The following is an 11,517-nucleotide window of genomic DNA, read 5'->3' as shown; positions in this document are numbered from 1 at the left end:
CCCGCGCCGAGGCCGACGGCCGCGCCGCGGCGGCGAAGGCCTATCGCGCGGCGGCCGAGCCCTTGGTGCGAGATCGCCGCCGCAACCGCATCAAGCGTCGCCTCGACCGCGCCCTGGTTCGGCTGCCCTGGGTGGGTGGAGTCGCGGTGATCGCCCGCTCGGGGCTCTGGGACCGCGCAGGGGGCGGTTTCGGCGCCATGGCCGCCTATGCGCGGCGCGGGGCAGATCCCACTGTCCAGCCCGCGGCCTTGCTGGACCAGGCCTGGTACCTTTCCACCTATCCGGATGTCGCGGCCGGCCGGCTGGCGCCGCTGGTCCACTATATCTCAAGGGGCTGGGCGGAGGGCCGCTCCCCGCATCCGCTCTTTGACCGGGACTTCTACGCCGCCCGCAACGCCCAGGACCTGGCCGCCACCGGCCTGACGCCGCTGGAGCACTTCGTCCACGTCGGCGCGGCCCGAGGGCGCGACCCGCATCCCCTGTTCAACATCGACCACTATGTCGCCCAGGCCCCCGAACTGGCCCAGACGGGGGAAAATCCACTGGCGCACTATCTGCGTGAGGGCTGGCGGCGTGACCTCAGCCCCCACCCGCTGTTCCAGGGCGAGCGATATCGCGGGCGGATGACAGGCGACGAGGCGCGGATCCCGGGCCTTGTCCACTATGTGACGGTGGGCTCGGCGCGGGGCCTGAAACCCCACCGGCTGTTCGATCCTGCCTGGTACCGCGAGCAATATCCGGATGTCGCGGCCGGAGGGTTCGAGGCCTTGAGCCACTACGTCCAGGCCGGCGGTCACGAGGGGCGCAATCCGAGCCCCTGGTTCGACGCCGCCCGCTACATCACGCTCCGCGGAAGCGAGCTGCGCGCCGATGTCGATCCGCTCACCGACTACCTGCAGGGCGGCGCCTGGACGGTGGCGCAGCCCCTGGTCAGCGAGGCCGCCGATCCGCGCCTGACTCCCCTGGAGAACTGGGCGTCCCTCTCCGACACTTGAGCGCGCCTAGAGGCCCAGGGTCTTCAGCTGTCGCCAGATGTCGCGGTAGTAGTCGGCGACGTAGTGGAAGGGGCTCAGCCCCCAGCGGTGGCTGACATCGCCGACCACCAGGCTGGGATCGGCGCTCACCCGGGCCGCGCCGGTGAGGGCGGCGAAACGCTGCTGATAGCTGCTCAGCAAGGCGTTGTGGGCGTCGAGGCTCCCGATATTGCCATCGAAGATCATCACCTCCTGGTCGAAGGTCTGACGCTGGCCGGTGCGGTCCAGGTAGCTCCTGGCCCACTGTGATTCATGCAGAATGATCTCGGTGTCCCTCAGAGGCGTTGTCTTCAGGAAGGCGGTCATTTCCCAGGCTGCGTCGCGCCAGAGCTGGTCGCACTCCGCCGAGGCTCGCGGCACGATCCGTGCAGGGGAAAAGGCCGGTTGAGCCATGTAGCCGCTGGCTTCCAGTTCCCAGCTGTGCGTGACGAGGGTCTCGCGCACCGCCATGAGGTCGAAACGTTCGTCGATGAAGTCAAAGATCAGATGGGTGGGACGGTGAGCGAGCAGCGTGGCCAGGGCCGACTTCTTGAGGTCTGCGCGAACCGCGTTGTTCTGGTGACGCGCCAGGCCCGGCGGCGGATCCTGCGGGGCCTCGACGCCGCCGAGCGGTCGCGCGAACAGGCTTGGGAGGCTGGTGCGCGAGATGTAGAGCAGGTCGGCTGGCGCTTGGCCAAGGATCGGCCACAAATCCCGCGTTATGCAGCTACCGATTATCGCCACCCTGGCCACTCAGGCACGTCTCCCATCAAACCGACATCCACTGTTCCTTACCACAGGTCGTCCCGCAGGCATCGCGGAACGGCCCAACCGCGGCTGGCGCCGGCCCTACACGGGCGTGCGGCATTGACATACCGGAGGGCGCCGATCATCTCTCCCGCGCTCATGCCGCCGTCTGTCGTAGCCGTCGGCGTCTGCGACTTCATCTGGCGCAGCGACCCTTCGCCCGCAAGTAACGAGACGGCCTGGCGCCCATGAAGATTTTCAAAGTGTTGTCGGCGGACCAACCGGATAATCCGCTGACGCGGGCGATCCGCGAGGGCTACCCCTCCCTGGCCGCCGCCGCGGCGTTCAGCCTGGTCTCGAACCTGCTCTACATGGCCCTGCCGCTCTACACCTTCCAGATCTACGGACGGGTGATGAGCAGCGGCAGCATTCCCACCTTGCTGGTGATCACCTTTGGGGTGCTGTTCACCTTCGCGATCTCCGGCGTCATTGACCATTATCGCGCCAAGGTGCTGATCAACTACGGCGTGGTCATGGACCAGCGGGTCTCCGGCCACGTGTTCTCGGCCCTGTTCGACGGCGTCACGCGCGGCAATCCGGCCCTCCGTTCCCAGGCCCTGCGGGACCTCGACAGCTTCCGCCAGATGCTGACAGGGCCCACCTTCGGCGTGGTCTTCGATCTGCCATGGATGCCCGTCTTCCTGATCGTACTCTGGGTCATCGATCCCCTGGTCGGGGTCATAACGCTGCTGGGCGCGGTGTTCCTGGTGGCCATCACCCTCATGCAGGATCGAGCCACGCGGCCGGCGCTTGAGGAAGCCAACGACGCGGCCCTGCGCAGCTACGCCTTCACCGACGCCGCCCTCCGCAACGGCGAAGTGGTCCGCGCCATGGGCATGGTGGAGACCCTGGGGGGCCGCTGGGCCGTCTTCAGGCAGACCACCATGGGCCGCAGCGCCGACGCCAGCAACGTCGCCAGCGGCTATTCAAACGTCAGCAAGTTCTGGCGTCAGGCCGTCCAGGTCCTGATCATCGGCGTCGGAGCCTATCTGGTGGTCAAGGGAACGATCCACGCCGGCCTGCTGTTCGCCAACATGATCCTGGCCGCCCGCGCGCTTCAGCCGATTGACCGCCTCGTGGGTTCTTGGGACGGCATGCTGCAGGGCACGCGCGCCTTTGATCGCCTGATGCTGGTCTTCGACGACTACAAGCAGGCCAAGGCGGTCACCGGTCTGCCCCGCGCCACGGGCCGCCTGTCGGTCGAAGGGGTCAATTTCGCGCCGCCCGGGGCTCAGAAGTTCGTCCTGCAGGCCATCCACTTCAAGATTGAACCCGGTGAAATGCTGGGCATCATCGGGCCCTCGGGCGCGGGCAAGTCGAGCCTGGCCCGCCTGATGATGGGAATCTGGCAGCCCAACAACGGCAATATCCGTCTCGACGGCGCCGACGTCTTCACCTGGGACCGCAAGGACTTCGGCCGCAACGTCGGCTACCTGCCGCAGGACACCGAGCTGTTCGCCGGGACGATCCGCGACAACATCGCCCGCTTCCTGCCCGACATTACCGACGCCGAGGTGATCGCCGCGGCTCAGATCGCCGGGGTTCACGAACTCATCCTTCGCCTGCCGAACGGCTACGACACTGATCTGGGGCAGAACGCGCACGTCCTGTCGGCCGGCCAGCGCCAGCGCATCGGCCTGGCCCGGGCCGTGCTGAACCAGCCGCCGTTCATCGTCCTGGACGAACCCAACGCAAGCCTGGACGCCGAGGGTGAGGACGCCCTGCTGAAGGCCCTCGATACGCTGAAGGCCGCTGGAGCGACCATCGCCGTGGTCTCTCACAAGCCGAACCTGTTCCGGTCGGCCGACAAGATCCTGGTGCTGCGTGACGGCCGGATGGAGCTGTTTGGGCCGCGCGACCAGGTGATGGCCCGCTTCACCCAGCCGGCCGCCGTCCAAGCGGTAGGGGCCGCCTGATGAGCCGCGACGTGACCCCGATCAAACCCTATGTGACCCCCGCCTTCAGTGGACCCGACCTGGCCCTGGATGCGGACCAGAAGCGCAAGCTGCAGCAGCCGATGATCATCGGTGGCGTGGTCGTCGCGATCTTCGTCGTCGCCATCATGCTTTGGGCGGCTGTGACGCCGATCCGAAGCGCCATCCTGGCGCCCGGCCTGGTGCGCGTGGAAGCCAACCGCAAGGTCATCCAGCACCAGACGGGCGGCACGGTGAAGGCGATCCCGGTGCGCGAGGGTCAACGGGTGGCTCTGGGTCAGCCCCTGCTGTTGCTCGATGACGTCCAGGCCCGCGCGTCGGTCGATGTCTTCCAGAACCAGTCTGACGCCCTGATGGCCCAGAGCGCCCGCCTCGAAGCCGAAGCCGCGGGCCGACGCGCCATGGCCTTCCCCGCCAGCCTTACCGGCCGGTTGTCCGATCCCCGTGTGGCGGGCCTGATCCAGGATCAGCAGCTGCTCTTTTCCACGCGCCTGCAGTTCTTCGACAGCCAGGCCGACGTGCTGAACCAGCGTCAGAGCCAGATCGAATCGCAGATTTCCGGCGTGCAGGCTCAGCTTGACGCCCTGGAGCAAAGCGTCGGCCTGACCAAGGAAGAACTGGCCGGCTACCAGACTCTCTATGAGAAGGGCTTCGCGCCCAAGACCCTGATCCTGCGCTATGAGCGGACCCTGGCCGATCTGGCCGGGCGCCGGGGCGCCCTGAACGCCGAGATCACCCGCCTTCGCCAACAGAAGGGCGAGACGCGGCTGCAGCTCAACTCCCTTCGCGACCAGCGGGTCAGCGAGGCCGCCGAAGGCCTGCGCCAGATGCAGTCCAGCCTGTCGGATGTTTCGCCGCGACTCACAGCTGCGACCCAGCTCCTCACCAATTCGATCGTGCGGTCTCCCGCCGACGGCTACGTCCTGGATCTGAGCCCGTCGACCGTGGGCGGGGTGATCACGCCGGGACAAGTTCTCATGAACATCGTGCCGGCCAATGCGCCGCTGATCATCACGGCCAGGATCAAACCCGCTGATATCGACAACGTTCGCGTCGGCATGCGGGCCCAGGTTCGCCTGACCGCGTTCAACTTCCAGAAGGTCAGCCCCGTGATGGGGGACGTGATCGCGGTCTCCGCCGACCAGTTGAGCGACGCCAAGACCGGCGAGGGTTACTTCCGGGCCGACATCCGCATCCCGCCGAAGGAACTCGCCAACCTGCCCAAGGGCGCCAAGCTCAGCCCCGGGATGCCGGCGTCGGTGTCCATCGTCACCGGAACGCGGACGATCCTTTCCTACGTTGTCAGCCCGCTGACCGACACGATCAGGGACTCCCTGAAGGAAGATTGATGAGAGGGCGAACCGTCCTCCCCAAGCGCTGTCGAAGGGTCTGGTTTCCCGCCGTTTTTACTGTTGCGCATTCTCGACGGTTCCGATACGTCTTCCTCGGGCTCGTTTAACCTTCGCCACGACCTTGTTATGGCGAACGGTAAGGACTTCCTGGGACCGCGCCATTCGGCAAAGGTGGCCAGGCGTTTTCAGGCGGTCCGTGTGACACATGACTGGAGAGACTCATGGCTACGTACTATTTCGATACGATCACGGCGGCTCAGGCGCTGATCTTCGCCGCCACTGACACGCTGGTCTTTGACGGCGCTTCTACCGCCTCCAAGATTTCGGTCGCTTATGTTGCCGCGGTCGGCGCTAGCCCGGCTCGCGTCGATGTGACCTACAATGGCAAGACCGTTGGTCTGGCCAGCAACGCCGCCGACAACGGTCTGGCGGTTCTGGGGAACGGGTCCAAGCTGCTCATCGGCGGCACGAACTCGGTTGACGGCTCCGCGATCAACTCCACGCTCGGCGATGCGCTCTTCGGCGGTCTTGGTGACGACACCATGAGCGGCGGCGACGGCGCCAACTACGCCCAGGGCAACCAGGGCAACGACAGCATCCTTGCCGGCACGGGCGCCGACACGCTGCTCGGCGGCCAGGGCAATGACACCATCACCGCCGGCGCCACCGCCGCCAACTACGTCCATGGCAACCTGGGCAACGACAGCATCGACTCCGCCAGCACCGGCGCCGACACCCTGCTGGGCGGCCAAGGTGATGACGTCCTGAGCGCGGGCGACGGGGCCAACTTGGTCTTCGGCGACCTGGGCAACGACACCCTGACCGGCGGCACGGGCGCCGACTCCCTGATGGGCGTCGACGGCGCTGACCTCATCAGCGGCGGCGACGGCGCGAACTCCCTGAGTGGCGAAGCCGGCAACGACACCATCACCGCTGGCGCCGGCAACGACGTGATCTTCGGTGGTGACGGCGATGACCGGCTCACCTCCGGTGATGGCGTGAACACCGTCCAGGGCAACGCGGGCAACGACAATATCGTCGGCGGCGCGAACAACGACAGCCTGCTCGGCGGCCAAGGCAACGACGTCATCTCCACTGGCGGGGGCTCCAACTACGCCCACGGCAACCTCGGCGATGACTCGGTCCTCGGCGGCGCGGACACCGACACCATCCTCGGCGGTCAAGGTGGCGACACCCTCGACAGCGCCGCCGGCGCGGACCTGATCTTCGGCGATCTGGGTTCCGACTCCCTGGTGAGCGGTGCTGGCGCTGACACCGTCTGGGGCGGCGACGGCGACGACGACGTCAGCAATGTCGGCGGCGGCAACGACCTCGCTGACCTCGGCAGCGGCAACGACAAGTACACCGGCGGCGCGGATAACGACAGCGTGACCTCGGGCGCCGGCAACGATCTGCTGACCCTCGGCGCTGGCACCAACTACGCCACTGGCGATGCGGGTAACGACGCCATCACCGGCGGTGCGGGCCGTGACACCATGTTCGGCAACGATGGCGCCGACAGCCTGACCTCGGGCAACGGCACCACCCACATGGACGGCGGCACCGGCGCCGACACCTTCGTGGGCGGCACGGGCTCCAACACCATCCTCGGTGGTGACGACGCCGACTCCGTCTCCGGCGGCGTCGCTGGCGTCAACCGCGTCGAAGGCGGCGCGGGTGCGGACCAGATCACCCTGCTGGGCGGTGCTGACACCGTCCTCGGCGATGCGGGTGCTGACACCATCGACGGTGGTGACGGCGCCAACAACATCTCCGGCGGCGCTGATGGCGACCGCATCACGGTCGGTGCGGGCGCTCAAACGGTCACGGGCGATGATGGCAACGACACCATCACCAGCGGTGGCGCGGGCACGGGCAGCCTTTCGGGCGGCGCGGGCAACGACTCCATCACGGGTGGTTCCGGTGCCGAAACGCTCACCGGCGGCGCGGGTACGGACACCATCGTGGCCGACTCCGGCGGCGCCGATCGCTTCGTCTTCGCGGCAGGCGACTCGGTCTCCTCCACTCCGGACCTGATCACCGGTGGTGCGACCGGCCTGGACTTCGGCGCCAGCGACACCTTCGCTCTGGGTGTCGTCGGCACGGCTGGGAACTTCCTGGTCGGCACGGTCGCGACGAGCTACGCGCAAGCGCTGGCAGACGCGACCTCGCTGATCAGTGGCGGTTCGCGCGACATCGTGGTGATCTCGGTGACGGGCACGGAAGCGGGGACCTACATCTTCGCCGACAGCGCCGGCACCAATGCCGTCTCCAACGCGATCAAGCTGACCGGTACGATCAACGGCACGATCGACCACACCGACTTCGTCGCCTAAGACGATCTCGACCTACCTCTAAGTCTGGGGCCGTCCTTCGGGGCGGCCCCTTTCTTTTGCGCTATTTGAATCGCAACGCGTTATCCGCTACGGCCTAGCCCAATGAGCAACGCGGCGATCTACTTCCATCCCGATGGCTACGATACGACCGGCGCCCAGTTGATGGGGCGCCACTCCGCGGGCGAGAGCTTCCTCCGCGGCTACCTGCGCCACGCCCAGGCCGACCAGGTCCATCTGTTCAACGCCAGCACCCAGCCGCCCCTGCATTTCAAGCCGCTTCTCGATCGCATCGAGCCCCATGCGCGCGCCATCAGGTGGCTGGCCCGCACGTCCCGCCACCACTTGGCCGATCCCGGCTGCCTGTATCTGCCGCAGCCGACCCTGGCGCCTGAGGCCTGGATTCGGCGGCCGCTGGGCCGTAACCGCTACAGCCTGTGCGGCATCACCCATACGACCGCGACCCACCGCGCGACGGACCTCCTGGCCGACATGATGACCGCGCCGGTCGAAGCCTGGGACGCCCTGATCTGTACCTCTGACGCCGTTCGCTCCAGCGTCCACGTCCTGCTGGAACAGACGCGCGAGCACCTGCGCGCCCAGCTCGGCGCAAGCCGCTTCCCCACTCCCGAGATCACCACCATCCCGCTGGGCGTGAACGCTTCTGACTTCACGCCGTCTGCGGAGCAGAGGTCGGCCTGGCGCGAGCGCCTCGACATTCCGCAGGATGCTGTTGTCGCCCTCTATCTTGGGCGTTTCCACGCGGCAGGAAAGATGAACCCCGCCACCATGGCCCTGGCGCTGGAGGCCGCCGCCGGCTCGACTGGGCGGCCCATCTACTGGATCGTGGCTGGCTGGGCCTCCACCGACGACAAGACGGCCGCCTTCCACCGCCAGGTCCAGGCCTTCTGTCCCAGCATCCACTACCGGCCCGTCGACGGCCGGCCGCCGGAAACCCGTTTCTCGATCTGGTCGGCCGCCGACTTCTTCATTTCGTTCTCCGAGAACGTCCAGGAGACCTTTGGTCTGACCCCGATCGAGGCGATGGCCGCCGGTCTGCCGTCGGTGGTGACCGACTGGGACGGTTACCGTGACACGGTGCGGCACGGGATCGACGGCTTCCGCATCGCCACCACAGCGCCCCGCCCGGGGCTCGGCCGGGACCTGGCCTATCGTTTCGCCAACGACTGGGTTCCCTATGAGGGGTATCTCGCGGCCGCGGCCCAGACGACGGGGGTCGACCATGCCGCCGCGGTGACGGCGATCGCCGCCCTGGTCACCAACCCGGATCTTCGGCGGCGGATGGGCCAGGCCGCGGCCCGGCGCGCCCAGGAGCATTTCGATTGGGCGGCGATCATCCCCCGCTATCAGGCGCTGTGGAGCGAACTGGCCGCCCGCCGCGCCGCTGCGGCCCCCGAGGCGTCAGACCTCGCGGTGATCGTGGACAATCCCCGCAGGCTCGACCCCTTCCAGCTCTTCGCCACCTATCCGACCGGCCTACTGACGTCCGAGACCCTGGTGCGATTGGCGCCAGGCATGACGCAGGCCGCGGCCCGCACCCGGCTGACCGCGGAGCTGAGCTCCCTGGGCGGCTGGGCCTTGCCCGGCTCGTCGGAAGTCGATCTCATCCTCGGCCACCTGGTTGAGCACGAGCAAGCCAAGGTCGGAGACCTGACGCCGCTCTTTGCGGTCCACCGGCAGGGCATTGTCGAGCGTGGCCTGCTTTGGCTGGTGAAGTTCGCGGTGATTGAACTGGTGTCGCCTCCCGAAGTGACGCCCGGCGGCTAGAGCTGACACGTCTATGACGCCGCCCACGAAGACGGCGAAAGATCATGAATTCAGAGGGGAAGGCGAGAGGCCGGGCGGCAAACCCTGGAGCTGACCGCCCGGCCAAAGCGACACAGCCTTGGAGAGCTAGGCTGACAGAAAACTGTAATCCAATTCAACGCGCGACGAAAGAAAATCCCGCGCCGCGCGAAATCAACAGTTCGAGAGCTTCAGTTTTTCGCGCTGAATCGTGCGGAGGACAGAGCCCTAGAAGGTCAGCCGGTACTCGCGCTGAAGGGCCGTCGCGCCCGAGCGGATCACAATATAGCGCGCCGTATAGACCCCCTGGGGCCAGCCTGACCCTGGACGCGTTTTGCCCGCATAAAGCAGATACTGGGCCTTGTCCCTGTCCAGGGGCGCCAGGCGCGACTGCGCCAGGACCTCGCCGCCCGGCGCTGTGAGGGTGATCTCCTGGACGTCCCCGCCCTTGAGTCCGATCGCCCGGACATAGGCGATCATCATCGCGCTCGCGGCCGTGGGCTGGGGGATGCCGCCGGCCTCCACCGCCTCGGGCGCGACCGGCCCGGCCGCGAACCCGGCATTGAGCACCGCGCCGTCCTGATAGGCCAGCATCTGGCCCGTGGGCCCATCCCAGAGACTTGAAGCCGGCCCGGTCCCGGGATCGCAGGCTGCGCCCGGGGTGGGGGCGAAGGGATCGATGGTCACCCCATTGTGGCGGACCGTGAGGTGAAGATGCGGATACTCGGTGTTGCCCGACAGGCCCACCTTCGCCAGCGGCTGGCCGGTGACGATGGTGTCCCCGGCCTTCACGACGATGCTGCCCCGGGCCAGATGGCAGTACTGAGTCTCCCAGCCGCTTCCGTGATCGACCACGACGCCATTGCCGCACTGGCGATTGGAGACATCGACGCCCGGTGTGCGGACCGAAATGTCCTCCACCCCGTCGCGCAAGCGGCTGACCTTCCCCGGCGCGGCGGCCAGGACCGCGACCCCCGCCCGTTGCGCCGCCATGTCGAGGAGGCGGAAATCGATCCCCCCATGGGCCTCATAGGTGCGCCGGCCGCAGCGATAGTCCTGTTCCGCCAGCCCGGGGTCTCGGTCGAGATAGTTCTGCAGCTCGCAGGTGACGCCGATCTCGCAGGCGATGGGCAGGGCCAGTCTCGGAGCGTCGGCCGGTGGTGGCGTCACCGGGGGCGGCGCCGTGGCCGACGCGGGTTGGGCCTTGGGCTCGGTCGCCGCGGGCGTTCCGCCACCGCAACCGGCCAGAAGAGCCAGGGCCGACAATGTGGCGCAGCGGGCGAAGGTCATCGGCGAAACTCCCATGGGCCACGATCCTCATCCAGTCCCGGGTCTGAACTATGACGGCCTAAAAGCTGATTCCGGTCAGATCCTTCAGGCGGGCAAGGTCGCGGGCATAGATCGCCCGCAGATGCGCGGCGTCGGCAGGGTCCAGCCCTCCCATCTCCTGGCCCACATGCACCGACCTCGGCTCGGTGCGCGGCGGTGGTGGCGCGCCGACGAAGGCGCAGACCTGGGCCAGGACGGTGTTGGGGTCGCTGCGCAGATCCTCGGCCTTGAGGAACAGCACCTGCTCGCGCGGGAAGACCCCGAACAGCCGATCGAGCTGTTCGCCGTAGAAGCCCCGCTCCACGTAGGAGAACTCCCGGTGGTGTCCCCAGGGTTCGCTGGCGAACAGCCGCTGCCGTCCCTGGCGAATGCACCAGGCGAACGGCTCGCGCTCGGCCCCGCGCTTGATCTCCATCCGCCATTGCGACCAGGCCCGCTCGACGGGGTCCCGCAGCAGGATAATGAGGCGGATGGCCGGGTTGTAGGTCGCGATGCGCTCAAGGGCGTTGGGCCAGTAGAGGTAGATCGGCGTGGCCTCACCGACGACCGCGCCCTCCTGCACCGGGAACTGGGCCTCGTAGGCGCGGTAGTCCGGGGATGACCAGTCCACGCTCTCGTCGTCGAAGAAGTGCACTTCCTTGGTGGCCGACAGCGAAATGCCCGGCACATCACCCAGGTGATCGAACAGGGCCGTGGTGCCGGCTTTCTGGAAGCCCGGAATGATGAAGTCGACGCGCGGCATGGTTCCTCTTGCGCTCACCCGTCGGGCGAGGGGCGCAGGCTCCAACCTACGCTTGGCGTGGATACGACTTCATGCGCGCGACGACACGCGATATTAGGAGGAGACCGCGCCGGTCGGGGCCCCGAAAGGCCGCGCCTGCGCCATTCCAGAACGGGTTTCAACGCCTTGACCGCTATCTTCGCCCGCACCGCCTCCGGCGGC

8 protein-coding genes are annotated in these 11,517 nt (G+C 67.5%); 5 read left to right on the top strand and 3 right to left on the bottom strand.

From position 1 onward, the window contains the following. On the top strand, positions 1-995 hold a 995-nt coding region (locus OCL97_RS14445), incomplete at its 5' end, for a hypothetical protein (RefSeq protein WP_377370624.1). Positions 996-1,001: 6 nt separating this feature from the next. On the opposite strand, the gene OCL97_RS14440 is transcribed toward OCL97_RS14445, so the two are convergent. Continuing rightward, positions 1,002-1,757, bottom strand: a complete 756-nt coding sequence (locus OCL97_RS14440) for a DUF6270 domain-containing protein (protein WP_377370623.1) — start codon at positions 1,755-1,757, stop codon at positions 1,002-1,004. Positions 1,758-2,008: 251 nt separating this feature from the next. Here OCL97_RS14440 and OCL97_RS14435 point away from each other — a divergent pair, with 251 nt between their 5' ends. The 4 genes from OCL97_RS14435 (at position 2,009) to OCL97_RS14420 (ending at position 9,227) form a co-directional block, all read left to right on the top strand. Further along, entirely contained in the window at positions 2,009-3,736 is a 1,728-nt protein-coding gene (locus OCL97_RS14435; RefSeq protein WP_377370622.1) for a type I secretion system permease/ATPase, read from the top strand. Further along, a complete protein-coding gene (locus OCL97_RS14430; protein WP_377370621.1) occupies positions 3,736-5,103 on the top strand; it encodes an HlyD family type I secretion periplasmic adaptor subunit in 1,368 nt (455 codons plus the stop codon). Before OCL97_RS14435 ends, OCL97_RS14430 begins: the two co-directional genes overlap by 1 nt. A 224-nt stretch (positions 5,104-5,327) precedes the next feature. Continuing rightward, complete coding sequence (locus OCL97_RS14425; protein ID WP_377370620.1) at positions 5,328-7,442, top strand: calcium-binding protein; 2,115 nt, start codon at positions 5,328-5,330, stop codon at positions 7,440-7,442. Positions 7,443-7,544: 102 nt separating this feature from the next. Beyond that, positions 7,545-9,227: a glycosyltransferase family 4 protein gene (locus OCL97_RS14420; RefSeq protein ID WP_377370619.1), complete on the top strand. Its 1,683-nt coding sequence runs from the start codon at positions 7,545-7,547 to the stop codon at positions 9,225-9,227. Between the two features lie 246 nt (positions 9,228-9,473). Here the strand turns inward: OCL97_RS14420 and OCL97_RS14415 are convergent, their stop codons facing one another. Together OCL97_RS14415 and OCL97_RS14410 are read right to left on the bottom strand one after the other, a co-directional pair. Beyond that, a complete protein-coding gene (locus OCL97_RS14415) occupies positions 9,474-10,550 on the bottom strand; it encodes a M23 family metallopeptidase (RefSeq protein WP_377370618.1) in 1,077 nt (358 codons plus the stop codon). A 43-nt stretch (positions 10,551-10,593) separates the two neighbouring features. Beyond that, positions 10,594-11,316: a sulfotransferase domain-containing protein gene (locus OCL97_RS14410; RefSeq protein ID WP_377370617.1), complete on the bottom strand. Its 723-nt coding sequence runs from the start codon at positions 11,314-11,316 to the stop codon at positions 10,594-10,596. Between the last annotated feature and the right edge of the window lie 201 nt (positions 11,317-11,517).

This window comes from Phenylobacterium ferrooxidans (assembly GCF_042714595.1).
Lineage (GTDB): Bacteria > Pseudomonadota > Alphaproteobacteria > Caulobacterales > Caulobacteraceae > Phenylobacterium > Phenylobacterium ferrooxidans.
This window is presented reverse-complemented; position numbering and strand designations above follow the sequence as displayed.

What these genes read in the sequence shown, in the direction of transcription:
- OCL97_RS14420 (WP_377370619.1), top strand. Translation starts at nt 7,545, where the DNA reads ATGAGCAACGCGGCGATCTACTTCCATCCCGATGGCTACGATACGACC.
- OCL97_RS14430 (WP_377370621.1), top strand. Translation starts at nt 3,736, where the DNA reads ATGAGCCGCGACGTGACCCCGATCAAACCCTATGTGACCCCCGCCTTC.
- OCL97_RS14425 (WP_377370620.1), top strand. Translation starts at nt 5,328, where the DNA reads ATGGCTACGTACTATTTCGATACGATCACGGCGGCTCAGGCGCTGATC.
- OCL97_RS14410 (WP_377370617.1), bottom strand. Translation starts at nt 11,316, where the DNA reads ATGCCGCGCGTCGACTTCATCATTCCGGGCTTCCAGAAAGCCGGCACC.
- OCL97_RS14415 (WP_377370618.1), bottom strand. Translation starts at nt 10,550, where the DNA reads ATGGGAGTTTCGCCGATGACCTTCGCCCGCTGCGCCACATTGTCGGCC.
- OCL97_RS14435 (WP_377370622.1), top strand. Translation starts at nt 2,009, where the DNA reads ATGAAGATTTTCAAAGTGTTGTCGGCGGACCAACCGGATAATCCGCTG.